The organism is Mucilaginibacter pankratovii, from assembly GCF_014773265.1.
Classification (GTDB): domain Bacteria; phylum Bacteroidota; class Bacteroidia; order Sphingobacteriales; family Sphingobacteriaceae; genus Mucilaginibacter; species Mucilaginibacter pankratovii.
Window position 1 is genome coordinate 51,131 of the sequence record NZ_JACWMY010000014.1, and the last position, 26,310, is coordinate 77,440.

Here is a 26,310-nt window from a genome sequence, read left to right on the forward strand (position 1 = left end):
TAAAGTTTCCATATTAAACTAAGCCCCCCGCATGTTTTAAGGCCTCGGCAATTGTAGCCGGGGCAAGTTTTATTTTGAATGCATTGTACTCGCGTGCCTTTGCGCCCAGCATAGCCAGTTGCGCGGCCTTGTTAAAGTTTTCTTCGGTAAGCGCTTTGCCTGCTAAAAACTTTTCGGCATCAAATAAGCGCCATGGCTTGTGTGCTACGCCGCCCATGGCCAAACGTGCCTGTTTGATCACGCCGCCCTGTATCTCCAGCGCAGCTGCAACCGAAACCAGCGCGAAAGCGTAGGACTGCCTGTCGCGCACTTTTAAGTAGTAACTGTTTTTGCTGAAGTTGTTATCGGGGATATCGAGGCCTAAGATCATTTCGCCGGCCGCCAAATGATTATCCATTTCGGGGTGCTCGCCCGGCAGGCGGTGAAATTCGGTGAAGGGGATACGCCTTTCGCCTTTTTTACCGGCGATGGTCACCGTGGCGTCAAGCGCGGCAAGGGCCACGCACATGTCGCTTGGGTGAACCGCGATGCATTGCGGACTGGCACCAAAAATAGCATGCATGCGATTGTAGCCGCCCATAGCGCCGCAGCCGGTGCCCGGTGCGCGTTTATTGCATGGCATGGCGGTATCGTAAAAATAAGCGCAACGGGTGCGCTGCATCATATTACCGCCAACGGTTGCCATATTGCGCAGTTGCGGTGATGCGCCCGCCTTTAGGGCCATAGCCAGCAGCGGGTGTTTATCCAGCACTAAACTGTTTTCAGACAGGACGCTGTTGAGTGTAAGTGCCCCTATGTGCAAGCCGTTGGGGCTGGTGTTTATGGTGTTTAAGGGCAGGTTGTTGATATCAATCAACTTATCCGGCGACATAACGCCTTTCTTCATCAGGTCGACCAGGTTAGTACCCCCGGCTATTATTTTGCTGCCCGGTTTGGCTATCGCATCCAGTACAGCTGCCTGGCTGGCGGGGTGTACATATTGAAACTGTTTCATACGGCTTGCCCTCCTGCCTTTACTTCCTGTATAGCGTTTACTATATTGGGGTAAGCGCCGCAGCGGCAAATATTACCGCTCATGTATTCTCTTATTTCTCCTTCGGAATTGGCGTGCCCCTCGCGGATACAAGCCACTGCCGACATGATCTGCCCCGGGGTACAGTACCCGCACTGGAAACCATCGTGCTTTAAAAACGCTTCCTGCATGGGGTGCAGTTCTTCGCCTTTGGCGAGGCCTTCTATAGTGGTTATCCTTTTACCATTTACCATTACACCTAATGTGAGGCAGGAATTTACCCTGTGGCCATCCACATGCACGGTGCAGGCGCCACATTGGCCATGGTCGCAGCCTTTTTTGGTGCCCGTAAGGTCAAGCTGTTCGCGCAGGATATCCAGCAGGGTTGAGCGGGGCTCTACCTGCAGGCTATGCGGTTTGCCGTTCACCTCCATTTTTAGCGGCATTTTCTCAAATACGGCAGCTATCTGCTCGTCCATATGATCGGATGCGGCATGTACAACGGTGCCGGGCGTTAGGGCCACAGCCGTTAATACCGAGCTCTGTTTGATAAAATCGCGGCGCGTTCCATTGGAAATGCCTTCGCTATCGGGCGAAATAATTGGCTTCTTATCGGACATAGGTATTGGATTTTTTAAGGAATGTCAATGTACCACTTTTCTGGATATCAATATAATATTATACGCGATAAAATGTTTTAAGCGCTGTTGTTTTATATAGACATGAAATGGCGGCACCGCAAAATACTTTCACTAAAGTTTTGATTTCATCTAAAACAACTGTTACTTAGATGCACTGCGCAATCGATTGTTTTATTATACCAGTATAAACCTATGAAGAAACTTTTTGCCCTGTTGCTACTATCAACTCCCTTAATAGGATTTGCCCAGCAACCCTTAAAATTGTGGTACAACCAACCCGCTAAACGGTGGACACAGGCGCTACCCGTAGGTAATGGCCGTTTAGGTGCTATGATCTTTGGGCGGGCAGAGTATGAACTCATCCAGCTGAACGAAAGTAGCTTATGGTCGGGCGGGCCGGTAAAAAAAAGTGTTATGAACCCCGAGTCGGCCTCGTACCTGCCCAAAGTGCGCGAAGCCATTTTTGCAGGCGATTACCAAAAAGCCCAGGAACTCAGCAAAAAAATGCAGGGTCATTACTCCGAAAGCTATCTGCCACTGGGCAACCTTGCCCTTAAACAAAATTTTGGCGGCAGCACAATCAGCAATTATTACCGCGACCTGAACATCGGCGATGCGGTTGCCACAACGCGCTTTACAGTTAATGGAGTTACCTATACCCGGCAAGTGTTTTCATCGGCACCGGGGCAGGTGATGGTAGTAAGGCTTACCGCCAGCAAACCCAATCAGCTTAGCCTGAAGGTATTGGCTAATACGCCTTTGAAGAACCGAAAATCAGTTATCGGCGTTAATACTATTTTGATAAAAGGCAGCGCGCCAACGCATGTGGATCCGAACTATCTTGGTCGCAAGCGCGACCCGGTGCGTTATGAGGACTCTTTAACCAAAGGGATGCGTTATGCCTGGTTTACCAAAGTTGTAAACAAAGGCGGTACTGTTGCTGCCGATACATCTGGCATCAACATAAAAAATGCAAGCGAAGTTACCATACTGATATCCGCCGCTACCAGCTTTAACGGTTTTGATAAAAACCCGGTAACCGACGGGAAGGACGAATATGCTATCAGCAATAAATATTTAGCCGCTGCGGTAACCAAACCCTATGCCGCGCTATTGGCTGCCCATGTGGCAGATTATCACCGCTATTTTAACCGGGTAAGTCTTACCCTAAATGATGGCGATAAGGTAAAACTGCCAACTGATGAACGCCTGCTGGCCTACACCAAGGGCGCAGACGACGCTGCATTTGAAGGCTTATTTTTCCAGTTTGGGCGATACCTGCTCATCTCCAGCTCGCGGCCGGGGGGCACAGCGGCAAATTTGCAGGGTATCTGGAACAATTTGGTACAACCGCCATGGAGCAGTAACTATACCACCAATATTAACGCGCAAATGAACTATTGGCCGGCAGAAACCACCAACCTGAGCGAGCTGCACCAGCCACTTTTACGCTTAACCGGCGAGCTGGCCGTTACAGGAAGGAAGACCGCTAAGGAGTTTTATAATTTAAACGGTTGGGTAGTACACCATAACAGCGATATCTGGGCGATGAGTAACCCCGTTGGGGACGGCTTTGGCGACCCGATGTGGGCCAACTGGGCCATGGGTGCCGACTGGCTGAGCAGGCACCTTTGGGACCACTACCTGTTTACCAAAGACGAAGCCTTTTTAAAGGCCAAAGCTTACCCGCTGATGAAGGGCGCTATAGAATTTACGCTTGGCTGGCTGGTAAAGGATAAGGATGGTTATTGGGTTACCGCGCCAAGCGGCTCTCCCGAAAACGCCTTTAAGGATGAGAATGGCAAGGTGGGCACCATAGCCTTAGGCAGTACCATGGATATGTCGATCATCCGCGACCTGTTTGCGCATTTTATAACCGCGTCGGAGCAATTGAACCTGGATAAGGCATTGCGCGATACAGTGATAGCGAGGCAAGCCAAATTGCTGCCTTTCCATATCGGCAAAAAAGGAAATTTAGTAGAGTGGTACAAGGATTGGGAAGAAACTGATCCGCACCACCGCCACGTATCGCACCTGTACGGCTTGTACCCGGGCGAACTGATCTCGCCGGTTACTACGCCCGACCTCGCGGCAGCCGCGAAAAAAACATTGGAAATACGTGGCGATGAAGGCACCGGCTGGAGCAAAGCCTGGAAAATAAATTTTTGGGCAAGGCTGCTGGACGGTAACCACGCCTACAAAATACTGCGCGATCTGCTGCACCTAACCGGCGAGGAAGGTACCGATTATGCCCAGGGCGGCGGCACGTATGCTAACCTGTTCGACGCGCACCCGCCTTTTCAGATAGATGGTAACTTTGGGGCCACTGCAGGCGTTGCCGAAATGCTGCTGCAAAGCCAAACCGGCGATGTGTACCTGTTACCCGCCCTGCCCGATGCCTGGAAAAGCGGCAGTATTAAAGGCCTGAAAGCAAGGGGCAATTTCGAAGTAAGCATCAGCTGGAGCGATCATAAGCTAACAAAGGCAAGCATTACATCTGTGGCTGGTGGCCTTTGTAGGTTGCGTAGCAATTGGCCGGTTAAGCTTGCGGGAAGTGGCGTAGTGTCTAAAGCGGACGGAAGAAGTTACCTGTTGACTTTTGCCTCGCAAAAAGGTAAAACCTATCAGTTTACAAGCAACTAAGCCGGAGATATACGAAACACGATAATATATAACGAGGCACCTACGGAGCCAATGACGGTTAAGAAAAGCGCTATAAACAGGGAGCTCCGCTGGAGCCTTAGCATTAAAAGCAACACTCCGGAGGAGTATCCTGTTTATAGCAAAATAATATATGTTTTTGGCTCCGTAGGTGCCTCCTTTGGGTAGGAGTAGTTACAATGCAATTCAAGTTACATAATCGATATTAGGGCAATTGGTACTGCAGGTGGTAATGCCTGCCGCCTAATAATGCCTGTTCGCCTACAACTTCAAAGCCAAGCCCGGTGTACAGCTTTTTTGCCTTATCGTTGCCTTTACTTACCAGCAAGCCCACGGTTTGGTGGCCGAGTTTCGCGGCTCTCGCAAATAAAGCTTTTATCAAACTTTTGGCGATGCCCTTGCCCTGGTATTGTGGGAAGACGCTGAGGCAGTCGATATAAAATTCGCCGCTTAGGGTTTCATCTTCGGGTGTGCCCGTGAAGCGGAGCTGCTGCCGGGTGTAATTTAAAAACGGGGTTCTCAGTTCGTCCAGTTTCGCTCCATCGTAAGCGGCTATCATCCCACAGACGTCACCGTTCTCTTCCCAAAGCAATACGTTTTCGTAACTGTACTGATTGCCCCTTAATCCTGCGAAGCGGGTGAACAGCGCTTCGGCAACTGCAGGGTCATCGCTGTTGGCAAATTTGCTTGCAAGGGCGTTACCCATGGCAAGCAGGATGAGTTGGGCGATGGCGGGAGCATCGGCGGGTGTGGCGGGGCGGATCATAGCTTCTCTAACCTAAAATACCCCAAATGTACCTCATCCTCCGGAAGATCTGAAGCGGGTGTGATATCGATGTAGTACCTTTCTTTTTGGGAGGGGGAAAGCATTTCCTCTATCTTGTAAATATCGTCCACGTCGATACCGTACTTATCGTCTATATGCGAGTTGGCGCCCTTCATGCCTGTTATGGTAGCGGTGCGGTAGAAAACGGTTTTCTTGGATTGCTGTATAGCGAGTGCTTTGTCCTTTTGTACGGTTAACACGGTGTAATGCTGCTCCTCCAGTTTACCGGCCTGGTAACCGCCGAGATTTACAAAGAAGAGCCTGTTCTCCGATTCGGGGTAAGCGTCGTGTTTCAGCAATACTCTTACGCGGTATCCATCTACATTGGTTACTTCGCGCCAGCCATCAACATGTAGCGAGGTGCCCGTGCCATGCCAAAAGCTTTTGATAGCGGGGACAAGTTCCTTTAAGGAATGGGCAACCCCAAAGAAAAAATCGTGCTGCTCTACGTGCCTGCCCGGCGCTTTGGAGCCCAGCAGCAGCATATATAATTTTAATTCCGTTGATGTTCCTTCGCTCATTCTTTTTGGCTAAACATGCTTTCAATAATGTTTGCTGATGCTGCTTCGCAAAAATCCAGTCCCGAGTAATCGGGATTGTAGCCGCCAATATACGGTACAGCCATCATATAAATGCGATCGTTTACCACGCCCTCGCCATTCAGCACCTGGAAATTATCATTAATAGCAAGCCCGGGCACAATAAGGCAATAGTTGCCTTTTGCATCTTTTTGCACCAATTTTTTCTCTTTCTGCATCGCTTCTTTACCCTTATCAGCATCCCTGAATTTAAGCAGGGCCGGGGCGACGGCTTTATGGTCGATCAGGCTTTTATAGGGCAGATCTTCGTAAGGCAGGTGCGGCTGCCCAACCGAATCTACAAATGTTTTAAACAGGTCGGCGTGCTTTTCGCCGGCCTCGTCGGTGTAATAATAGGTAGCGCCGCCGGTTTCGTTGGGTTTTACTTTGCTGTCTTCGCCTACCGAAACAATTTCCAGCACGCCTGCCTCGTGCATAGCCATCAATTCCTCGCAGGAACTTTGGGGGATATAGGCGATCACTACCGATATTAGTGGCTGCAACACTTTTTGCAGCCTTTGCATATCCTCGGCACATAAATATTTGGCAGGATAGTTCATCGCGAAGCTTAATACGCCCAGCATCTCCTTCCAAAAGATGGATTCTTTTCTTTTGATGGAGCGTTCGGCTTCCATATATTCTGCCTTTAGTAATTGGAATGCGTCCAGGCGCTCGCGCTGTTCCATCATTTCGGCCACAAAGGCTTCCATGCTCATGTTCTTCACATGCGCGTAAAACTCCGGGTCTTTCTCCTTGAAGATCTCTTTAAAATCCTTCTCAAAAATATAATCGAGTGATAAAAAGCCATCGTTATTTTGAATATGCTCCGCTATTTCTTCATCGGTTAATAAAGAATCATTTTCGAGATGCGAATCATCCAAATGGAACCGCACCGCGGGCAATAAACCATTGCGCGAATGCAGGATGATCTTAAAATCGGGGCTATCGGCCGCTAAATGATAAACGCGCCGACCATCTTTCTCTATCGAGAACTCTCCGTTTCCTCTCGCCAGCGTTCGGATGGCGTCCACAGCGGTAAGCGATGAGCCTTTGATGGCAACCGGGTGGTTGGTTTTGATTTGCAGTTTAGCCGGCGGATAAGGCGAATCGAAATAGCCCGGTATTTTCCCTTCATATTTCTTTGGCCAGTTGTGCCCGGTGCAGATGATCACCCGGTCAAATTCGTGCATACTTTCGGCATTCACTTCTACGGAGACGGTGCCCTTTTCGGGCTGGTCGGTAATATCGGTTACACTGCTTTCAAAGTGGATGATCACCTTAATGCCAGCCCTCTCCGCCTGCTTTTGCAACAGCTCGAACTGCGCCGACAGGTATTGGCCAAACAACAGGCGCGGCAGCACTTTATAATCGTTATAGCTTTGGGAGGATATCTGGTAATGGTCCAACAGGTGTTTTGGCGCGCTTGCTATCCAATCGGCAATGGAAGTAACCAGCTCGGGGATCTCGTTGCCCGATACATTGGTGATATGCTCATCATTGGCGCCCTCGGTACTATAGGGCATCCCCACGCCCAATTGTTTCTTACGCTCAAATATGGTTATGGTGATGTTGGCATTGCCGGTATCCACCAGTCGCTTAAACATAAATAGCCCGCTTGGGCCGCCGCCCAGAATTGCAATGTGTTGCATTATTAAAGAAATATTTAATGAGTAAGAAATAACTTTGATATAGGTAAATTAAAACGGACTAAAATTGTTTTAGAATTACAGTCGTATCTTTTAATTGTTATTTAAACACTTATTACAATATCGCTTAATGATTAGCCAATAACGAATAGAAATAGTTAGTACGCATGTTTTTCCTTTGTAGTGTAACCTGAATTATAACAAAGCTGCGCCGGGTATTCGGTGAAATACAATATGTTGGGCAAAGTCCACAGTGCAGGATGGATTAAGCATCCTAAATTGCGTACTTTGCAATTGCTTTTACCCCCGTGGAAAAGCGATGCCAAATTATAATGAAGCAGGTAGTACAATAGTAATTAATAAAATAAACCGGCTTTTGCTTTTGATGAGATAACCAAATAGTCCATCTTTTTTTGCGATTAATCCATTTTAAACAGAGGCCCGGCGATTAATTTTACCGCTTGTTCCCGTTAAAACGGATAGCCTATAAAAACGGACTGAGATCATAAGCAGAGCGACCAATTTGAAACGATGGTAGAAGAAGATAAACGTATTTTTTTACAAATACACCATTCCGATAACGTGCTGGTAGCACTTACCGACTTGCCCAAAGGCACCGTTATTGAGCATGAAGGCACCAGCCTTGTATTGGCGGATGATATAGCTGGCAAGCACAAATTCACTATAAACGCCCTTGCCGAGGGTGATGAGATTTACATGTACGGTGTGCTGGTTGGCAAAGCCAGCGAACCCATTGCACAGGGCGGCCTCATCTCTACCAAAAACGTTCACCACGCGGCAGATGGCTTTAAGCTGGGCAGCCGCAAAACCGAATGGAAGCGGCCAGACGTTAGCGATTTTAAAGACCGCACATTTATGGGCTACCACAGGTCGGACGGCACGGTAGGTACGGCCAATTACTGGCTGGTGATTCCGCTGGTTTTTTGCGAGAACCGAAATATTAATGTGCTGAAGGAGGCCATGCTGGATAAACTGGGCTTCGCTAAACCGAGGGGTTATGAGAGCGAGGTGGACCAGTTGGTGAGCATGCTGCAAACCGGCAAGTCGGTAGAGGAAATACTGCAGGCCGACCTGCAGATGACTCCCGAGGGCAACGCTTCTAAAAAGATCTTCGCCAATGTGGACGGCATAAAATTCCTTAACCATGATATGGGCTGCGGCGGTACCCGTACCGACTCTGACGCACTTTGCGGGCTGCTGGCGGGTTATATAACTCACCCTAATGTGGCTGGTGCTACGGTGCTAAGCCTGGGTTGCCAGCACGCGCAGGCCAGCATTTTGCAGGATGAGATAAAAAAACGCGACCCGAATTTCTCCAAGCCTTTAATGATATTGGAGCAGCAAAAACTCGGCACCGAAAGCCGCTTGCTGCACGAAGCCTTAAAGCAAACTTTTGCCGGGCTGATAGAAGTAAATAAACAACAGCGCGAACCCGCCCCGATAAACAAACTGAATATCGGTTTGGAATGCGGAGGCTCGGATGGGTTTTCGGGGATCTCGGCAAATCCGGTTTTGGGGTATTTGTCGGATATTTTGGTAACATTGGGTGGGAGCGTTGTACTGGCAGAGTTCCCGGAGCTTTGCGGCGTGGAGCAGGAACTAAGCGACCGTTGCGTAGACGAGCCTACCGCCTTAAAGTTTATGAACCTGATGAGCACTTACGCCGCCAGGGCAGAGGCAGACGGATCGGGCTTTTACGCCAATCCATCGCCGGGAAATATCCGAGATGGATTAATTACCGATGCCATTAAATCGGCAGGGGCGGCAAAAAAGGGCGGCTCATCGCCGGTAACCGCGGTTTTAGATTATCCCGAAAAGGTAACCAAACCGGGGCTTAACCTGCTTTGCACGCCGGGCAGCGATGTGGAAAGCACTACAGCGGTAGTAGGATCGGGCACAAACGTGGTGCTTTTTACAACCGGCTTGGGTACGCCAACCGGCAACCCCATAGCGCCGGTGGTAAAGCTATCTACCAATACAAAACTATTTAACCGGATGCCCGATATTATTGATTTTAACTGCGGCGCCGTTATAGAAGGCGACGAAAGCATTCAGCAATCGGCACACAGGCTGTTGAATTATGTTATTGATGTGGCCAATGGCGATATCAAACCAAAAGCGGTACAATTAGGGCAGGACGACTTTATCCCATGGAAACGCGGGGTGTCATTATAAAATAAAAAACAGAGCATGTTTAGCTTAACAAATAAAACGGCCGTTATTACCGGCGGCGGCAGCGGGATTGGCAGAGCCATTGCACTGTTGTTTGCAAGGCAAGGCGCAACCGTACACATTATAGAACTGAATGCCGACGCCGCAACAGGTGTGGTGGAAGAAATAGCAGCAACCGGGGGACAGGTAAAAGCCTACGCCGCCAATGTTGCCGACCAGCAGGCTGTATTGGCTGTTTTTGCTGAGATAGGCAGGGTAGATATCCTGGTGAATAACGCGGGTATAGCCCATGTGGGTAACTTGGAGAATACCAGCGAGACCGACCTCGACCGTATTTACAACGTAAATGTAAAAGGCGCATACAACTGCCTTTTTGCTGCCGTGCCGACCATGAAACAAGCAGGCGGCGGCGTTATCCTTAATATGGCGTCCATAGCGGCGCATGTGGGTATTACCGATAGGTTTGCCTACTCCATGAGCAAAGGAGCTATCTTCGCGATGACCTTATCCGTAGCGCGCGATTATATGGCCGATAATATCCGCTGTAACAGCATTTCGCCGGCAAGGGTGCATACGCCTTTTGTGGACGGCTTTATCGCCAAAAACTACGCGGGTAAGGAAACGGAGATCTTCGAAAAACTATCAAAAAGCCAGCCTATCGGGCGTATGGGCAAGCCGGAGGAGATCGCTTCGCTGGCGCTGTACCTATGTTCGGATGAATCGGGCTTTATCACCGGTACCGATTACCCTATCGATGGCGGCTTTATTACATTAAACAACTAATTACGAGATGAAACTAATAAGATTTGGCAACGCCGGAGAAGAAAAAGCAGGCGTACATATAGATGGTGTTAACTACGACGCATCTTTTTTGCAGAGTGATTATGATGAGCAATTTTTTGCGCGCGGCGGCCTTGCCGAACTGGAAGCCTATGTAAAGGCTCATCAAAGCGAGTTGACGCCGATACCGGAAGGCAGTCGTTTAGGCAGTCCTATCGCCAGGCCGTCAAAGATCGTTTGCATCGGCCTCAACTATGCCGATCACGCTAAAGAAACCAACGCGGCAACACCATCCGAGCCGATCATCTTTATGAAAAGCACCACCTCGCTGGTTGGGCCGAATGATGATATTATGATCCCTAAAAACTCGGTAAAAACCGATTGGGAAGTGGAACTGGCCGTAGTTATCGGCAAAAAAGCATCTTATGTGGACGAAGCCGAAGCGGCGGATTACATTGCGGGCTACGTACTGCACAACGATGTATCCGAACGCGAGTTTCAACTGGAGCGTAACGGAACCTGGGATAAAGGCAAAGGCTGCGACACTTTCGCGCCGATGGGCCCGTATTTGGTAACACCTGATGAGGCAGGCGATGTAGATGCTATGCGCCTGTGGCTAACCGTTAACGGTACCAAAATGCAGGATGGCAACACCTCCAACTTTATCTTTAAAGTGCCTTTTGTAATCTCTTATATCAGTCAGTTCATGACCTTGCTTCCGGGCGATGTGATCTCTACAGGCACACCAGCAGGTGTTGGCCTGGGCTTTAAGCCACCGGTTTACCTAAAACCCGGCGACGTGGTAGAATTAGGTATAGATGGATTAGGAACTTCGAGGCAGGAAGTGGTGGCTTACAGCAAGGCTTAAACCATACAGTACAGTACAATTAAAATATATGAATACTGCAGATTTGTAACATGAAAGTAGGCCTGTTCATCCCTTGTTACGTCGACCAGTTTTACCCCAATGCGGCTATTGCCACTTTGGAGTTGCTGGAGAAGCTTGGCGTAGAGGTTGGCTACCCGGCGCAGCAAACCTGCTGCGGGCAGCCGATGGCCAATTCGGGTTACGAACATTTAACCGGCGGCTGCAACGACCTGTTTGTAGACAACTTTGCAGGTTTTGATTACATCGTTTCGCCATCGGGCAGTTGCGCTTTGCATATTAAGGAGCACCTGCACTCGCATGATAATGAACAGGCTGCAACCGGCATCCGCAAAAAAATATACGAGTTGACCGAGTTTTTAACCGATGTTTTAAAGGTTGAAAAACTCGATGCCAAGTTTCCGCACCGGGTGGGCCTGCACCAAAGCTGCCACGGACAGCGCGGACTTAAACTGGCGCAGATGACGGAGCTTACCGCTTCGCCCTACTCCAAACCCGGCGGCTTATTAAATATGGTAGAAGGGGTAGAGCTGATCCCCCTAACCCGTAGCGACGAATGTTGCGGCTTTGGTGGTACTTTTTGTGTTGCCGAGGAAGCGGTATCGGCCAAGATGGGGAAAGACAGGGTTGCCGATCATATCCAAAACGGTGCGGAGTACATCACTGCTGCCGATCTGAGTTGCCTGATGCACATGGAAGGCATCCTCAAGCGGCAAAAAAGCGGGGTGAAGGTGATCCACATTGCCGAGATATTGAATGGCGTAAAGGAACCGGTAGCATGAAGAACCACGCCGAACTTTCCGAAGTATTTAATAAAGACGAGCAGCGCGTAAACTGGCACGACGAAACCCTTTGGTTTGTGCGCCAGAAACGCGATAAGGCCACGCACCAGATCCCCGATTGGGAGGAGCTGCGCGAAGCCGCCTCGCAAATAAAGCATAACGTACTATCCGACTTAGGCAATTACCTGGAGCAGTTTGAAAAGAATGCCGTTAATAATGGTATTCGTGTACATTGGGCGGTTGATGCCCAAGAGCATAACAAGATCGTCCATAGTATTTTAAAGCGGCACGGCATCAGTCAGATGGTGAAAAGTAAATCCATGCTGACGGAGGAATGCCACCTCAATCATTATCTCGAAGACAAGGGCATTAACGTGGTAGATTCTGATTTGGGTGAGCTCATTGTACAGCTGGCTAAAGAACCGCCAAGCCATATCGTCCTCCCCTGTATCCACAAAAAGAAAGAAGAAATAGGGGATATATTCCACGAGCATTTAGGCAGCGCCAAAGGCGAAGCCGACCCGCAGATACTGACGGAAACCGCGCGCATCCATTTACGCAACACATTCCTCTCCCGCAGGGCGGCGCTTACCGGTGTTAATTTCGCGGTAGCAGAAACCGGCGAGTTTGTAGTATGCACCAACGAGGGCAATGCCGATATGGGCGCGCACCTTTCTGATGTACACATCGCCAGTATGGGGATCGAGAAACTGATCCCAAAGCGTAAAGACCTCGGCGTGTTTCTGCGCCTGCTTACGCGGAGCGCTACGGGGCAACCCATTACCACCTACAGTAGTCATTTTAAACGACCACGGCCGGGGCAGGAGATGCATATCATTTTAGTTGATAACGGACGCAGTGTACAATTGGGTCGCGAAGATTTTCGCAATTCGCTCAAATGCATTCGTTGCGGGGCTTGTATGAACACCTGCCCGGTTTACCGCCGCAGCGGCGGGCATAGTTACCACACGGCAGTTGCAGGGCCGATAGGCTCTATCCTTGCCCCAAACCTGGATATGAAGCAATATGCTGATCTGCCCTTTGCGTCCACGCTTTGCGGGTCGTGCAGTAATGTTTGCCCGGTGAAGATAGATATCCACGAGCAGCTATATAAATGGCGGCAGGTAATTGTTAAAGAAGGTTACGGCGATAAAAAGAAAGCCGCCGCCATGCAGGCGATGGCTTATACGCTGTCCTCGCCAAAGGTTTACCGCCTGGCAGGTAAAGCCGGGCGCTGGGTGATGAAACATACACCATTCGCCGTAAACAACCCGCTGAACCCCTGGTACAAGCAACGCGATATGCCGGAGGCACCGAAGGAATCGTTTGGGGAGTGGTACGCGAAGAATAGAGGTTAGAGAATAGAGGTTAGAATCAAGATACAAGAAGCAAGAAATAAGACGAAGATAAATTAGAAATTGAACATTCGACATTTGAAATAAAATGACAACCCGCGATAAAATATTAGCAGATGTACGCCGTAACCAGCCGCCTTTGGTGGCTGCACCGGATCTTGCTGTGTGGGAAGCTAAGGCGCAGGCGAAAGCCTCTTTGCTGGAAACTTTTGCAACTGTTGCCGGCAATGTAGGCAGCAGGGTGGTGCTGGTTGATAGCATTGCAGATCTGAAATCGCATCTGATTATTCCCCCGGATTCACGGGTATTAACGTCCCTACCCCAATTGCTGGATATTGCCAAGGATGCCGCTTTATTTGCCAACAACGCTCCGCACGAAATGGAGAATGTAGAGCTGGCCATTCTGCAGGCCGAGTTTGGCGTTGCCGAAAACAGCGCCCTTTGGGTTACCGAAAAACAAATGGGTACCCGCGTGCTGCCCTTTATTTGCCAGCATTTGGCGCTGGTGGTTAAGTCGGCAGATATTGTGCCCGATATGCACGCCGCCTACCTGCGTACCCAGGGCAGCGACCATGGCTTCGCCGCCTTCATTGCCGGCCCCTCTAAAACCGCAGATATTGAACAATCATTGGTACTTGGTGCACATGGGCCGAGGAGTTTGGTGATATTTGTTTTGACGAGCTAATTTCCTGTATTTTAGATCGATGAAAAGCGATAAGTCGATAAGGAATATTTGTTTGGCAGCAATTAAACGGCGCTCGAGTAGGCCGTTTGATTTTCAATTGACTAAAATATTTGAATCGACAACTTTTGACGACATTGAAGATGCTTTCAGGATTACGAGGGTGAATAAAGAAGAACTGCCAATTTCCCAGACATTTATCGACGAAAATAACTGGACACTGGTTACCACGAGACAAATTATAACCAGTAAGCAAGGGATTCAAGAAAGCATACAAGCAACAGAAGTAAAAAGCTGGCACTGGAATGATTTTAAAGGATATGATAAAACGTCTTACACGCTTGGTGAACTACACCGTAATGGTGGGTCGGATTTTGAAGTCTTTATCGAAACCGGGCGGGCATCCATGGTTAGTATTTATGCCATTATGACTTTGGTTGGGCAGCTTGCTTAACCCTTTTAGCAACACCAAAAATGATGATTTTGCTCTTTTATTTAACTAAATAAAAACCAATATTTGCCTAACCTTAAAATTATGAAAACACTTCGTGTCCTCTTCCTTGCCGCGTTTGTGGCTACCGGCTTTTGTGCCAATGCCAAAGTTATCCTGTCTTCTGCCTTTAGCGATAATATGGTGCTGCAGCAAAAAACAAAAGCTGCCATTTGGGGAAAGGCTGATCCGGGTAAAGCCGTTACGATTAGCACCACCTGGAACTCAAAAAAATATACCGCCGTGGCCGGTGCCGATGGGAAATGGAAGGTGATGTTATCCACGCCATCATATGGCGGGCCTTATGATATCACGGTTTCCGATGGTGATGCCATTACGCTTAAAAATGTGCTGATAGGCGAGGTATGGATCTGCTCGGGGCAATCTAATATGGAGTTCCCGGTATCGGGCTGGTCGCAGGTGGTAAATTACCAGCAGGAACTGGCCGATGCACAATACCCTAATATCCGCCTGTTACAGGTAGAGCATATCACCAGCACGGTACCTTTGGATGATGCCAAAATAACCGGCGGCGGCTGGCAGCAATGTACCCCGCAAACGGTGGCGCAATTTTCAGCAGTGGCCTATTTCTTCGCACGTGATATTTATAAAAAAACGGGCATTCCGATAGGGTTGATCCATTCTTCGTGGGGTGGCACCATCGTAGAGGCATGGACCAGCGAGAACACCGTAAAACAATTGCCCGACCTGGCCAAGGCTTACGAAAAGATGAAAACCCTAACCAAAGAGCAAAGCCTGGCCCTATACAATACCGAAGCCACTGCCTGGCAAGCCAACGTAGTTGCAAAGGATGGAGGGTATCAAAACGGCGCACCCGTATGGGCGGCACCCAAAATCGATACCAGCGGTTGGAAAACCGTACAGCTACCCGGCGCATGGGAAACCTCGGTGTTGCCCGATTTTGATGGCATTGTTTGGTTCCGTAAAAAGATCAGCATCCCCGAAAGCTGGGCGGGTAAGGATATTAAGCTGAGCCTCGGCGCGATAGATGATGCCGACATCACCTTTTTTAACGGGGACAAAATAGGCGAAACCAACTTTTACGCGGCACCGCGCAATTATACCATCCCCGCAGATAAAGTAAAGGCGGGCGAGTTCGTTATAACTGTACGGGCTTTTGATACCGGCGGCGACGGGGGCTTTACGGGTAAAAAAGGAGTAATGTTTATGCAAAGCGTCTCCGGCGAGACTATCCCGTTGGATGGCGCGTGGCAGTATAAAATGGCGGTAGATTTTAAAGGCTTTCCGTCGCCTGTGTTTAATGATGGGCCAAACCGGCCGTCGGTATTGTTTAATGCGATGCTCAACCCATTTACCCAGTATGCCGTAAAGGGCGCTATTTGGTACCAGGGCGAGGCAAACGTAAACCGTGCCCAGCAATACAATGAACTGTTCCCGGCTTTAATAAACGATTGGCGCCGCGATTGGAACAACCCCAAAATGGCTTTTTACTTTGTTCAGCTGGCTAATTTTATGCCGGTTAGTCCGCAACCTGTACCCTCTGCCTGGGCCGAACTGCGCGATGTGCAACTGGCTACTTTAGCTGTGCCAAACACAGGTATGGCCGTGGCAATAGATATTGGCGAAGGCGCGGATATCCACCCGAGGAATAAACAAGAAGTTGGCCGCCGCCTGGCACTTATCGCCCTGGCAAAAAATTACGGGCAGGGTGGTGTTTATTCGGGGCCGGTGTACAGCTCCTCTAAAATCGATGGTAATACTATCAGCATAAAATTAAAAAATGCCGAAGGATTAAGCGCCAAAGGCGGCGGTGCTGTTACAGGCTTCGCGATAGCAGGCAGCGATCAAAAGTTTTACTGGGCGGATGCCGTTATAAATGGCGATAAAGTAACGGTAAGTAGCCCCAATGTGAAAAACCCGGTGGCGGTAAGGTATGCCTGGAGTAATAACCCGGTTTGTAATTTAGTTAACGGGGCAGGCTTGCCTGCATCGCCCTTCCGTACGGATAAGTGGCAGTACAGCACTTTTGGGAAGAAGTAGTCGCTATGCAGGGGATCGCTTTTAATTTGACTCAATTCAAAAATCTATAAAACCCATAAAGCGTTCCGATGGAACGCCGCGGTATTGATTTGTTTTTTCTACCCATAATGTATCCCGAAGGGATACTGGTTCATATTCTTCGTCCCTTCGGGACGGCTCATGGGTAGGAAATAAGACAACATCCATTTTTACGTTCCATCGGAACGTTTTATGATAGGCGGTGTGCCTAAGAGTAAAGTTTTTTGTAAGTTAACTTAAACATGATAAGGGACCTTGCGGGAACGGATATCATCATAAACTGAGATATCTCCTGCTACTTTTTAACGTAGCACTTTTGATAGCTGAGCGGGCTTTTCCCGGTGATTTCTTTAAAATATTTATGAAAGCTGGCAAAATTATAAAAGCCGCTTTCGTAACAAATCTCCTTTACGTTCATCTGGTTGTTGATGAGTAACTTACAGGCGCTGCCTACTCTTATCTCGTTAATAAAACGCGAGTAGGTTTTTTTGCTGCGCGATTTAAAGAATTTGCAAAACGAATTTGGGCTGATGTTGGCAACCGCGGCAATCTCATCCAGGGTGATCTTCTTTTTAAAATTTACGATAGAGTAATTGTAAATGGCGTTAATGCGGTCCTTCTCCGATTCCTGGAAGTTGTGCGCAAAACCCAGCGATGCCAGTATATTGTTTTCTTCGCCGCCGGCAATGGCAAGCAGCACCTCCATCAGCAATATAATTTTACGCGGACCCTCGGCAAAAACCACCTGTTCTACCAGGCTGCCCACCTTATTAAGGTTGGCGCCTGTTATTTGTATGCCCCGTTTAGATTTATGGAGGATGTTTTTGATCTCCTTATTTTCCGGAAGCTCCAGGAACTGGTCGCCCCAAAAATTCTCGTTAAAATGCACCACGCTTACATCCGCGGTAGCGTCGGCATTGCCATGAAAATACACCTCATCAAACTGCCAGTAATGCGGCAGGTTAGAGCCCACCAGCACCACATCGCCTGTGTTAAACTGCGTAATGCAATCGCCTATAAATTGAGTACCGCTGCCTTTTTTAAAAAAAACCAGCTCAACTTCGGGGTGGTAGTGCCAATGGTTGTTTACATTGGGCCTGGTATCGCGCCGCGCATTGAACGACTGCACCAGGTTTGTAGATACTTTTAATAATTGAGGCTTCATTGACTGGTAATTGGCATGGTGAAAGTATAAAAAATTCAACATTAAAGTTACAAAACCTGCATATGTTTTTATTGAAATACAATATCGCTTAATGCTTTGATCAAAGAATAAAATGTTGGGCCTGCAACAAAGCCTATACTTGTATAGTACAAAACCAATTATTCCTGCCGTACCGGCATCTTTTTTTCTATTATGGATCTACAACTAAAGGACAAAGTAATTATTGTAACCGGGGGTGCCCGTGGTATAGGCAAAGGCATAGCGGTGCTGCTGGCAAAAGAGGGCGCTATACCCGCTATTATCAGCCGTACCGAAGCAGAAAATTTGAAGACGGTGAACGAAATTGCTGCCGCTGGTGGCAAAGCTTTCCATTTTGTGGCAGAACTATCAAACCCGGATGCCTGCCGCCAGGCGGTTGAAAACGTAGTAACCGAATTGGGCCGGATAGATGGCCTGGTGAATAACGCCGGGGAGAATGACGGCGTGGGGCTGCAAAACGGCGGTTACGATAAGTTTATGGCGTCGCTGCATAAAAACCTGGTGCATTATTATTTAATAGCACATTATGCTTTGCCGGAACTGATAAAATCTGAAGGCAGCATCCTCAATATAACTTCTAAAGTTGCTGATACCGGGCAGGGCGGTACATCGGCCTATGCGGCTGCCAACGGCGGGCGCAACGCCCTAACAAGGGAATGGGCGGTAGAACTGTTGCCCCACAACATTCGCGTAAATGCGCTTGTGGTGGCCGAATGCTACACTCCGCTTTATGAGCGCTGGTTAAGCACCCTGCAAAACCCCGAAGAAAAACTGGCATCCATTGTAAAAAACATCCCCCTTGGCAACCGTATGACCACCGTGGAAGAGATTGCCAATACCGCGGCCTTCCTGCTCTCGCCGGTTTCCAGCCATACTACGGGGCAAATAGTTTATGTAGACGGCGGTTACACACATTTAGACAGATCAATTTAAAACCTCACGATAATCCTGATGAAAACCATCTCTACCCTGAACCTGAAGTTTGCCGCCTTGGTAATAGCTATCGGAAGCTTGCTTATTGCGGGTAAGGCCTCCGCTCAAAACTTAAAACTTTGGGATAATAAGCCCGCTAAAGACTGGATGACCGACGCTTATCCCATTGGCAACGGCCGCATAGGCGCAATGGTTTTTGGCGGCGTGGCGCAGGAACATATCCAGTTTAACGAGATAAGCCTTTGGACCGGCGACGAGCAAGAAACGGGTGCCTACCAGGCCTTCGGCGATCTTTACATTAAATTTAATATCCCCGATACCATCACCACTAATTATCGCCGCGAGCTGGATATCAGCAGATCGGTTATGCAGATCGGATACGCTACGGTTGCAAATTACAAGCGCGAGTATTTCTGCAGCTTCCCCGATAAAGTGATGGTGCTGCATTATACCGCGAATAAGCCCGGTGCGTATTCAGCAGGTATTCTGTTGAAAGGCGCGCATAAAGGCACGGTTACAGCAGATGGTGCCACTCTACAAATAAACGGCAAGCTGGATAACGGCGAAGCTTACAGCGCCACTGCCAAAATTATTTTGGATGGCGGCAAGCTTAGCATCGGTACGGATAGTAAAGGCGGTTCGCAGCTGAATATCAGCAAGGCAAACGGCTTTACCATACTACTTTCGGCTGCTACCGATTACAGCAATAAACGCGAAAATAAATGGAAAGGAGAGGACCCTACTGTAAAAGTTAAGGGCATCATTACAACAGCATCCACCAAAACCTACCCGCAATTACTGGCAAGGCACATTGCTGATTACCAGTCGCTATTCGGCAGGGTTTCCTTAAACCTCGGCAGTAAAACAACTGCGGCAAGCACCGTTCCTACCTATCAGCAAATCCTGAATTATAAAAAATCGGGCGATACGCAGCTGGAGGCGCTGCTTTTTCAATATGGGCGGTACCTGCTCATCAGCTCATCGCGTAAAGGGGGCTTGCCGGCAAACCTGCAGGGGCTTTGGAACAACAGCAATAACCCGCCATGGCGCAGCGATTACCACTCCAATATCAACATCCAGATGAACTACTGGCTGGCCGAGTCTACCAATCTCTCGGAATGCCATTTCCCATATCTCTATTATATCAACAGCATGCGTGCCGTAAAAACCGAAAGTACCGCCAAAGAATACCCAAATACCCGCGGCTGGACGGTGAAAACGGAGAACAATATTTACGGAGGCTCCAGCTTTTTATGGAACACGCCGGGCAGCGCCTGGTACGCGCAGGCGCTTTGGGAGCATTACGCTTTTACAAAGGACAAGGAATACCTTAAAAGCTTCGCTTACCCGATACTCAAAGAGATCTCGGAATTTTGGGATGACCATTTAAAGCGCCGCGCGGATGGTACGCTGGTATCGCCCATGGGCTGGTCGCCCGAGCATGGGCCAACCGAGGATGGCGTAACGTACGATCAGGAAATTGTGTACGACCTGTTTACCAATTATATTGAAGCAGCGGATATATTGGGCCTGGATAAACCGTACCGCTCACATATCGCATCGTTAAAAGAGCATTTGCTGAAACCAAAAATTGGCAAGTGGGGCCAGTTGCAGGAATGGGAAACCGACCGCGACGATCCCAAAGATACCCACCGCCACGCATCGCACCTGTTTGCCCTGCACCCGGGCAGGCAGATCAGTATCATCAATACGCCCGAACTGGCCAAGGCAGCCAAGGTAAGCTTGCTTGCCCGTGGCGATGAATCAACGGGATGGTCGATGGCCTGGAAGATGAATTTTTGGGCCCGTCTGCAGGATGGCGACCATGCGCATACCATTCTTAAGAATTTTATAACACTGGTTGGTGGCGCCGGTGTTGATTATAACCAGGGAGGCGGTATTTATGCCAACCTGTTTTGCGCGCACCCGCCTTTCCAAATAGATGGTAATTTTGGCTACACTGCCGGCGTTGCCGAAATGCTGCTGCAAAGCCAGGCCGGCGAAATACAACTGCTGCCTGCCTTACCAAAAGCCTGGGCAAATGGCAGTGTGCAGGGCCTGCGTGCCCGCGGCAATTTCGAGATCAGCAATATGGAATGGAAGGCGGGTAAAATAACCAAGCTATCTATCAAGTCATTATCAGGCGGGGATTGCCGGATACGGGTGCCGAATGCCATGAAACTGGCGGCTACAACCAAAGGTAATACCGTATTCAATTTAAAAACGGCAAAAGGCAAAACTTATACTTTTACCACGGGGATATAGTATCAATTATAAAAGCAAGAAGAGTGTCGTGTTTCCGCGGCCTCTTTTTGTGTAGTTTGATTGGTTCTTAAAAAAAAATATTGCAGTATAAATCTCTGAATTTCAGACGTACACAGCTAAAAATGCCCTTTCAGCTAAACTAAATTGAAAAAAAACTTTACAGAAATAAAAAAAACGCTACATTTGCAAACCTTAAACGGAGCGGTATCATAGCTCAGTCGGTAGAGCAAAGGACTGAAAATCCTTGTGTCGCTGGTTCGATCCCAGCTGATACCACCAAAACCTCGTTAATAACGAAGTTCACTGTTTTTTTAAAGCATAAATCCTTAATCACTGATTAGGGATTTATGCTTTATTTGTTATAAGGACAATGGTGGCCCCATTACCTTCATTCCACAAGCTTCATGAATTTTATCTACTTCCTCTTTGGTAGGGGCAACTTTCAGATTATTCATCGTTCTGAAAAAATCCTCTGCTTTGCCGGCCGGCTGTACAAAATAGACCAATTTACCTTTATCTGTTAGTTGTATCCAAGTATGAGGGATGTTTCGGGGCAAAAAAATCGTATCTCCAGGGTTCATCATCATCGTTTCATAACCTACTACAAAACGATAGTTGCCTTCTATTACATAAAAAACTTCGTCCTGGTGAAAATGAACATGAAGCGATGGCCCGGTTTTTTCATAGCCGATGTATTCAAACATGGCTATCTGGCTATCGGTATCTTTCCCTGATATTTTGATATCGTTCGGGTTTTTTCCTTTATATAAAAACGATTCGTTGAAACGGCCCTTACCTGCCGCTATTTTAAAGGGTTTTTTGGCCGGTGCATTAGCCGCGGCTGTTTTTCCTAATGCCAGTAAAGCTGCTGCACCTAAACCGGTTTGTAAAAATTTCTTTCTTTGCATCGTGTTATGATTTGATAGCCAAAGATCAATTACTACAGCTTTGCTTTAGTGGTAAAAAATGGACATTCTTAATATACTTCCTCTGTACCCAGCAACCGCTCGGGCGAATCCATTGCAAAAAATACTGAGGGGGTGTAACCGGTAAAGGCCTTGTACTCTTTGCTCAAATGTTGATAATCGTAATAACCGCAGGCGATGGCAATGTTGAACCAGTTCATTTCGGGATAGCGGCTTTTCATTCGGTAGGCCTGATCAAACCGCACTACCCGTAAATATTCTTTAGGGGCAATCCCCATTCTTTCTATAAATTGACGGTCGAACTGCCGATGCGAAAGAAATGCGCTTGATACGTATCGATCCAACGGCTGTGAAGCATCAAGCATTTGTTGTGCTACCAAATCTATTGGTAATGCTTTGTTAGTGATACCGTTCGCCAATTTTGCTACAAATCGTTCTGCTATCCTTATCATCTCAAGATGGTCTTGGGCATGGTAAAGCTGATCATTTATATGTTCAATTGCGCCTCCAAAAATGTCTGCAGCATCAATCAACTGATCAGTTATTTCATTAAGCGAAAATCCAAACAGGCGGTATAATGCTCCAGGCTGAAACACAATTTGTAACGAAAGGAACTTTTTATAAACCGTTCGGTTATTAACAATGGTGTGCTGGCCGATAAGTAAAGCATTTTTTGGCTTGATGCTTTTGCTTTTATTGGCATATTCAATGATAGTTGGCGTTGGGAAAAACTGGAGGCATTGCTCGGGGCGCGGTGTGTAGGCTTTCGGCGGGATTGGATTATTGTGCGTAAATTCGAAATCAATGATCCGATAAAGCCTCACAATTTGGGCTAAAGCGGGGCCGGGTTTAATTTCACGCAAATGCATACAATTGTTATTGACAATCTTTAAAATTAGCCAAAGTTTAACGGATTCAGATATCCAAATTAAAATTTGAACCGAAAAATTTATAGATCTAAATCTGCTATCAGGCGCAAATCCATTTTGTACCCCTCCCGCAAAATCGTGCTCTTTTTAATTCAGTTCCATTTTTTATATTTGTTTTAACCTCAAAATTCATCATCGATGGAAGTTGTTGTCTTTGAAGATGGCGCATTCCACGCAATCATCCACAAACCGAAAAATTTGCTGCCGAAAGTAATTTTTTCAAGGATTTTGAATTGAGGGGTTCTAAATTAAGTGACCGAGAAAAGCCGTATCCTTGCAATTAACCCATTCCAAAACATGAAACCCGGTTCCCCCAAAAAAAAGCTTTTTGCATTTGTGTGTTTTATTATACCGCTACTTTTTTCATTTAAAGCAAATGGTCAAAAGGTAGAGCCAATTAAGTCTGATCAGGGAAAAGTTGTAACGATGCATTCCGACATTCTTAAAGAAGATCGAAGGATACTGATCTACACACCGAAAGATTCTGCCAATTCAGAGAAAAAATATCCGGTGATCTATGTTCTGGATGCCGACAATCATTTCGCCCAAATGGTAGAATATTCTAAATACCTCAGCCGGCAAGACGTGTCCGTTATTCCCCCACTGATCGTTGTAGGAATAACGAATACGGACCGTAACCGTGACCTGACCCCATCTCACAGCAATATTGATTATTCGGGAAAATCGGATACTACAGCTAACTCCCCGTATAAGCACAGCGGTGGAAATGAGCTTTTTTTGCAATTCATTCAGAAAGAGCTCATGCCCTATGTCAATTCGAATTACAATACTCAACCTTACCGCATTTTTGCGGGACACTCATTCGGAGCTCTGACAACCATCAATTGCTTGTTTAATTATCCGGATATGTTCGACGCATACATTGCCGTGAGCCCATCCTTCTGGTGGGATCAGAAATTCCTTCTGAAGCTCGCGGATAAAAGATTAAAAGCAGGATCAACTTTATCGAAGACCCTTTTTTTTAGCGATGGCAATGAAGATTCTTCTTCACCCGGATCACCGTTTCATACCAATGTTTTAAAGTTTGATTCCCTGCTCAAGAAGCGGAACATCAAAGGATTAGATTTCGAATATATCCCTTATCCGAATGAGAGTCATATGACTGTTCCTATTAAGTCATACTATGACGGACTTCGATTTATCTACCAGCAATGGCAGCTTCCTCCGGTAAGTGATGAAAAGATTAATCCGGAAATTATTATGAGACATTATAAAGGATTATCGCAAAAGTTTGGGTATCCGATTTTGCCTGACGAAGCATATTTTAACGACCTGGCGCAATGGTTATTAAAAAGCCCGGCAACCCTCAGCAATGGCATTAAGCTACTGGAAATGAATACAATTAATTACCCGTCTTCTTCACGAGCCTTTGCCGCTTTGGGCGCCGCTTATGCTATGAAAGGAGAAAAGCAAAAAGCTATGGCTTCGTACAAAAAAGCCAACGAGTTGAATCCCAAATCAAATGAAATTAAATTGCGTTTGTTGGAGTTGCAGAAATAAAAAGCAAACGCCTTCCAGTTACGAAAAGTAGTGTTATGAATCTGCCACATTACGATTTGAACCCAATAAGTTTATAAGTCTAATTTGGTTAATGAACACAAATCACGCAGAAAATGGTTCAAATTTGTATAATCGCCACCACGAAAAAAGAAAAGCCTTTCAGATCTCTCTGAAAGGCTTTCTTGCGTTAAGGTGCTAAACTAATCCACGCGTTAATTAAGCAAGCTCAAGCCAAAATTGCCTTATTTACTACAATCGAACGGTGAAAACTTTATAAGCAATTAAACGCTTAGAATAACTCACTAGTTTTTTCGCTCCGAATCAGAACATTAATCAATTTTATCGGTTTCTTTAATAAATAAATAATTTCTTTTTATGAAAAAAATTAACCTTAACAATGCTTGTTTGTTTTTGATCTTACTTTTGGGCTTGGGCATCCAAAGCTGTAAAAAAGATTATGTTGCAAACAGTGAAATAGCAGATAAACTTGCTAAAGCTAACGTAGATGCCCTTTCGGCCTCCACCGGCGAGCTGTTTTTTGGTACGGTGTACAAAACACCTACCATTCCACTTACTGCATGCATTGCTACAGGATCAGACGGTACAATGTACGTGTCAAGTACCCCGGAAGACAAAGTCTATAAAATTACCACAGACAGTGTTGTAACGGTATTAGCTCAAAACGTTAACGGCCCGTCGGGATTAAAAGTTGCAAAGAATGGAAATGTATATGTCGCCTTGTCCTTTGATAACAAAATAATCAGGATTACGCCCTCCGGTGTAGTGGATACGCTAAGACTTAATCTCACTTTGAGCCGCCCTATTGATGTTGCTATAGCAGATGACCTCACTTTGTACATCACTGATGCTTTCCACAAAAGAATTGTTAAAGTTAGCCCATCAGGTGTGGCTACGGTACTTGCCGGCAGAATAGGTAGCACGGGGGAGTCCGCAGATGGCACAGGAGCTGCTGCCAATTTTAATTATCCTACGCGTATAAAATTAGGAGCAGACGGCTATTTGTGGGTTGTAGATGGAGACAAAAGTGGTGGAACCGGCTTAACTTTAAGAAGGGTAACTACACAGGGAGCAGTAAAAACCGTAATTGACGCTACAGGTACGGGTGTGCGCATTAATGAAATACAGCCTGCAAAGGTTGATGAGCGTTTAAACACAACAACTTACGGTAATGTATTTGTTGTTTACAACAGGCAAAGAATAACCCAGTTTAATACGCAACGGAACGCAGAAGTGCCCATATTTAAAAACCCATCGTTTGGCTATGTTGATGGCCCTGTTGCTACTGCTAAAACTAATGGCATAGATGCTTTATCTTACCGTAATAATGTTTTACTGATAGGCGGATCTGATAATGCTATTAGGAAAATATATAAGAAATAGTTTGTAGTTAAAACTCTCGCCAGCTGGTACCATCCCGCATATACCATAACAAAAAAGCCTTTTAGAGAAATCTGAAAGGCTTTTTTGTTGGAGAAAGGTTACCTTGCGGCACTCATATAAAAGCTATTTATTAATTTCCACGAATTGGAAAAAAATAGTTAAAGGGCGAATTCGGTAAAAATAATATCTTTTATACAATTCTCGTCCGTTAGACGTTCAACCAATGTTTGTAAGAAATTAAGCAATTTTTAATTAGGGATGAAGCTTATTGTGTAAGCAACCTTATACCGAAAACTCCTGCTTAGCCAGCTTACTTACTGCCTCATTGCGGGTTTTGCCGTCAATAAGCATCAGGAATTCAACCGGGCCGCCTTCTGCGCCACACCCCATACATTTAAAATAATTGCTTTGCGCTATGATCATCAGCGATGTAGTGTCATCTTTATGAAAGGGGCATCGGCCCTTAAGTGCTTTGCGGCTTTGTTGTAACAGGATATGTTTGGAAGCGATCTCTACGAGGTTCATACTCCACAAACTTAAACACTGCAGTTTTTCCCTG

22 protein-coding genes and 1 tRNA gene are annotated in these 26,310 nt (G+C 47.0%); 14 read left to right on the forward strand and 9 right to left on the reverse strand.

The window, feature by feature from the left end; translation table 11 throughout:
• Window positions 1-13 precede the first annotated feature (13 nt).
• A complete protein-coding gene (locus IDJ77_RS23235) occupies window positions 14-994 on the reverse strand; it encodes an FAD binding domain-containing protein (RefSeq protein ID WP_191191380.1) in 981 nt (326 codons plus the stop codon).
• Window positions 991-1,632, reverse strand: coding sequence for a (2Fe-2S)-binding protein (locus IDJ77_RS23240; protein ID WP_191191381.1), 642 nt, complete (start codon window positions 1,630-1,632; stop codon window positions 991-993). The genes IDJ77_RS23235 and IDJ77_RS23240 overlap by 4 nt, the downstream gene beginning before the upstream one ends.
• Window positions 1,633-1,845: 213 nt before the next feature.
• On the opposite strand from IDJ77_RS23240, the gene IDJ77_RS23245 reads away from it, so the two are divergent.
• On the forward strand, window positions 1,846-4,296 hold the full coding sequence (locus tag IDJ77_RS23245) for a glycoside hydrolase family 95 protein (RefSeq protein ID WP_191191382.1): 2,451 nt from the start codon (window positions 1,846-1,848) through the stop codon (window positions 4,294-4,296).
• Window positions 4,297-4,519: 223 nt separating this feature from the next.
• On the opposite strand, the gene IDJ77_RS23250 is transcribed toward IDJ77_RS23245, so the two are convergent.
• Genes IDJ77_RS23250 through IDJ77_RS23260 form a run of 3 tightly spaced genes read right to left on the reverse strand, consistent with a single transcriptional unit; the run spans window position 4,520 to window position 7,367 of the window.
• Complete coding sequence (locus IDJ77_RS23250) at window positions 4,520-5,080, reverse strand: GNAT family N-acetyltransferase (RefSeq protein WP_191191383.1); 561 nt, start codon at window positions 5,078-5,080, stop codon at window positions 4,520-4,522.
• Window positions 5,077-5,661 carry a DUF1543 domain-containing protein gene (locus IDJ77_RS23255; protein ID WP_191191384.1) on the reverse strand — a complete coding sequence of 195 codons (585 nt, stop codon included), beginning with the start codon at window positions 5,659-5,661 and terminating at the stop codon, window positions 5,077-5,079. The genes IDJ77_RS23250 and IDJ77_RS23255 overlap by 4 nt, the downstream gene beginning before the upstream one ends.
• Window positions 5,658-7,367 (reverse strand): FAD/NAD(P)-binding protein, encoded by a 1,710-nt coding sequence (locus IDJ77_RS23260; RefSeq protein WP_191191385.1) that lies wholly within the window; start codon window positions 7,365-7,367, stop codon window positions 5,658-5,660. Before IDJ77_RS23260 ends, IDJ77_RS23255 begins: the two co-directional genes overlap by 4 nt.
• A gap of 528 nt (window positions 7,368-7,895) precedes the next feature.
• Here IDJ77_RS23260 and IDJ77_RS23265 point away from each other — a divergent pair.
• The 8 genes from IDJ77_RS23265 to IDJ77_RS23300 all read left to right on the forward strand — a co-directional run bounded on the left by IDJ77_RS23265 (window position 7,896) and on the right by IDJ77_RS23300 (window position 16,554).
• A complete protein-coding gene (locus IDJ77_RS23265) occupies window positions 7,896-9,560 on the forward strand; it encodes a UxaA family hydrolase (RefSeq protein WP_191191386.1) in 1,665 nt (554 codons plus the stop codon).
• A 15-nt stretch (window positions 9,561-9,575) separates the two neighbouring features.
• The gene (locus IDJ77_RS23270) at window positions 9,576-10,340 is read left to right on the forward strand and encodes an SDR family NAD(P)-dependent oxidoreductase (RefSeq protein ID WP_191191387.1); all 765 of its coding nucleotides are present in this window, start codon (window positions 9,576-9,578) and stop codon (window positions 10,338-10,340) included.
• A 7-nt stretch (window positions 10,341-10,347) separates the two neighbouring features.
• Entirely contained in the window at window positions 10,348-11,205 is an 858-nt protein-coding gene (locus IDJ77_RS23275; RefSeq protein ID WP_191191388.1) for a fumarylacetoacetate hydrolase family protein, read from the forward strand.
• Window positions 11,206-11,255: 50 nt separating this feature from the next.
• The gene (locus tag IDJ77_RS23280) at window positions 11,256-12,005 is read left to right on the forward strand and encodes a (Fe-S)-binding protein (RefSeq protein WP_191191389.1); all 750 of its coding nucleotides are present in this window, start codon (window positions 11,256-11,258) and stop codon (window positions 12,003-12,005) included.
• Complete coding sequence (locus IDJ77_RS23285; protein ID WP_191191390.1) at window positions 12,002-13,363, forward strand: LutB/LldF family L-lactate oxidation iron-sulfur protein; 1,362 nt, start codon at window positions 12,002-12,004, stop codon at window positions 13,361-13,363. Before IDJ77_RS23280 ends, IDJ77_RS23285 begins: the two co-directional genes overlap by 4 nt.
• A gap of 85 nt (window positions 13,364-13,448) precedes the next feature.
• Window positions 13,449-14,045: a LutC/YkgG family protein gene (locus IDJ77_RS23290; RefSeq protein ID WP_191191391.1), complete on the forward strand. Its 597-nt coding sequence runs from the start codon at window positions 13,449-13,451 to the stop codon at window positions 14,043-14,045.
• 19 nt (window positions 14,046-14,064) lie between these two features.
• On the forward strand, window positions 14,065-14,496 hold the full coding sequence (locus IDJ77_RS23295; protein ID WP_191191392.1) for a hypothetical protein: 432 nt from the start codon (window positions 14,065-14,067) through the stop codon (window positions 14,494-14,496).
• A gap of 81 nt (window positions 14,497-14,577) precedes the next feature.
• Window positions 14,578-16,554, forward strand: a complete 1,977-nt coding sequence (locus IDJ77_RS23300) for a sialate O-acetylesterase (RefSeq protein WP_191191393.1) — start codon at window positions 14,578-14,580, stop codon at window positions 16,552-16,554.
• A 313-nt stretch (window positions 16,555-16,867) separates the two neighbouring features.
• Here IDJ77_RS23300 and IDJ77_RS23305 read toward each other — a convergent pair whose 3' ends face one another.
• Entirely contained in the window at window positions 16,868-17,737 is an 870-nt protein-coding gene (locus IDJ77_RS23305; protein WP_191191394.1) for an AraC family transcriptional regulator, read from the reverse strand.
• A gap of 192 nt (window positions 17,738-17,929) precedes the next feature.
• Between IDJ77_RS23305 and IDJ77_RS23310 the strand changes: the two genes are divergently transcribed.
• The 3 genes from IDJ77_RS23310 (at window position 17,930) to IDJ77_RS23320 (ending at window position 21,253) form a co-directional block, all read left to right on the forward strand.
• On the forward strand, window positions 17,930-18,709 hold the full coding sequence (locus tag IDJ77_RS23310) for an SDR family oxidoreductase (RefSeq protein ID WP_191191395.1): 780 nt from the start codon (window positions 17,930-17,932) through the stop codon (window positions 18,707-18,709).
• A gap of 18 nt (window positions 18,710-18,727) precedes the next feature.
• The gene (locus IDJ77_RS23315) at window positions 18,728-20,974 is read left to right on the forward strand and encodes a glycoside hydrolase family 95 protein (RefSeq protein WP_191191396.1); all 2,247 of its coding nucleotides are present in this window, start codon (window positions 18,728-18,730) and stop codon (window positions 20,972-20,974) included.
• A gap of 203 nt (window positions 20,975-21,177) precedes the next feature.
• Window positions 21,178-21,253, forward strand: a tRNA-Phe gene (locus IDJ77_RS23320).
• An 80-nt stretch (window positions 21,254-21,333) separates the two neighbouring features.
• On the opposite strand, the gene IDJ77_RS23325 is transcribed toward IDJ77_RS23320, so the two are convergent.
• Entirely contained in the window at window positions 21,334-21,882 is a 549-nt protein-coding gene (locus IDJ77_RS23325; protein WP_191191397.1) for a cupin domain-containing protein, read from the reverse strand.
• A 68-nt stretch (window positions 21,883-21,950) separates the two neighbouring features.
• On the reverse strand, window positions 21,951-22,763 hold the full coding sequence (locus IDJ77_RS23330) for a helix-turn-helix domain-containing protein (protein ID WP_191191398.1): 813 nt from the start codon (window positions 22,761-22,763) through the stop codon (window positions 21,951-21,953).
• A gap of 363 nt (window positions 22,764-23,126) precedes the next feature.
• Here IDJ77_RS23330 and IDJ77_RS23335 point away from each other — a divergent pair, with 363 nt between their 5' ends.
• Together IDJ77_RS23335 and IDJ77_RS23340 are read left to right on the forward strand one after the other, a co-directional pair.
• Complete coding sequence (locus IDJ77_RS23335; RefSeq protein ID WP_191191399.1) at window positions 23,127-24,350, forward strand: alpha/beta hydrolase; 1,224 nt, start codon at window positions 23,127-23,129, stop codon at window positions 24,348-24,350.
• A 375-nt stretch (window positions 24,351-24,725) separates the two neighbouring features.
• On the forward strand, window positions 24,726-25,751 hold the full coding sequence (locus tag IDJ77_RS23340; protein ID WP_191191400.1) for an NHL repeat-containing protein: 1,026 nt from the start codon (window positions 24,726-24,728) through the stop codon (window positions 25,749-25,751).
• A gap of 282 nt (window positions 25,752-26,033) precedes the next feature.
• Here the strand turns inward: IDJ77_RS23340 and IDJ77_RS23345 are convergent, their stop codons facing one another.
• Complete coding sequence (locus IDJ77_RS23345; RefSeq protein WP_191191401.1) at window positions 26,034-26,276, reverse strand: CHC2 zinc finger domain-containing protein; 243 nt, start codon at window positions 26,274-26,276, stop codon at window positions 26,034-26,036.
• Between the last annotated feature and the right edge of the window lie 34 nt (window positions 26,277-26,310).

Bases quoted from the DNA above. Each gene is read 5' to 3' on its own strand.
- IDJ77_RS23295 (WP_191191392.1), top strand. From the start codon at position 14,065: ATGAAAAGCGATAAGTCGATAAGGAATATTTGTTTGGCAGCAATTAAA.
- IDJ77_RS23315 (WP_191191396.1), top strand. From the start codon at position 18,728: ATGAAAACCATCTCTACCCTGAACCTGAAGTTTGCCGCCTTGGTAATA.
- IDJ77_RS23255 (WP_191191384.1), bottom strand. From the start codon at position 5,661: ATGAGCGAAGGAACATCAACGGAATTAAAATTATATATGCTGCTGCTG.
- IDJ77_RS23310 (WP_191191395.1), top strand. From the start codon at position 17,930: ATGGATCTACAACTAAAGGACAAAGTAATTATTGTAACCGGGGGTGCC.
- IDJ77_RS23280 (WP_191191389.1), top strand. From the start codon at position 11,256: ATGAAAGTAGGCCTGTTCATCCCTTGTTACGTCGACCAGTTTTACCCC.
- IDJ77_RS23340 (WP_191191400.1), top strand. From the start codon at position 24,726: ATGAAAAAAATTAACCTTAACAATGCTTGTTTGTTTTTGATCTTACTT.
- IDJ77_RS23265 (WP_191191386.1), top strand. From the start codon at position 7,896: ATGGTAGAAGAAGATAAACGTATTTTTTTACAAATACACCATTCCGAT.
- IDJ77_RS23275 (WP_191191388.1), top strand. From the start codon at position 10,348: ATGAAACTAATAAGATTTGGCAACGCCGGAGAAGAAAAAGCAGGCGTA.
- IDJ77_RS23235 (WP_191191380.1), bottom strand. From the start codon at position 994: ATGAAACAGTTTCAATATGTACACCCCGCCAGCCAGGCAGCTGTACTG.
- IDJ77_RS23305 (WP_191191394.1), bottom strand. From the start codon at position 17,737: ATGAAGCCTCAATTATTAAAAGTATCTACAAACCTGGTGCAGTCGTTC.
- IDJ77_RS23325 (WP_191191397.1), bottom strand. From the start codon at position 21,882: ATGCAAAGAAAGAAATTTTTACAAACCGGTTTAGGTGCAGCAGCTTTA.
- IDJ77_RS23245 (WP_191191382.1), top strand. From the start codon at position 1,846: ATGAAGAAACTTTTTGCCCTGTTGCTACTATCAACTCCCTTAATAGGA.
- IDJ77_RS23240 (WP_191191381.1), bottom strand. From the start codon at position 1,632: ATGTCCGATAAGAAGCCAATTATTTCGCCCGATAGCGAAGGCATTTCC.
- IDJ77_RS23345 (WP_191191401.1), bottom strand. From the start codon at position 26,276: ATGAACCTCGTAGAGATCGCTTCCAAACATATCCTGTTACAACAAAGC.
- IDJ77_RS23270 (WP_191191387.1), top strand. From the start codon at position 9,576: ATGTTTAGCTTAACAAATAAAACGGCCGTTATTACCGGCGGCGGCAGC.
- IDJ77_RS23335 (WP_191191399.1), top strand. From the start codon at position 23,127: ATGAAACCCGGTTCCCCCAAAAAAAAGCTTTTTGCATTTGTGTGTTTT.
- IDJ77_RS23300 (WP_191191393.1), top strand. From the start codon at position 14,578: ATGAAAACACTTCGTGTCCTCTTCCTTGCCGCGTTTGTGGCTACCGGC.
- IDJ77_RS23260 (WP_191191385.1), bottom strand. From the start codon at position 7,367: ATGCAACACATTGCAATTCTGGGCGGCGGCCCAAGCGGGCTATTTATG.
- IDJ77_RS23250 (WP_191191383.1), bottom strand. From the start codon at position 5,080: ATGATCCGCCCCGCCACACCCGCCGATGCTCCCGCCATCGCCCAACTC.
- IDJ77_RS23285 (WP_191191390.1), top strand. From the start codon at position 12,002: ATGAAGAACCACGCCGAACTTTCCGAAGTATTTAATAAAGACGAGCAG.
- IDJ77_RS23290 (WP_191191391.1), top strand. From the start codon at position 13,449: ATGACAACCCGCGATAAAATATTAGCAGATGTACGCCGTAACCAGCCG.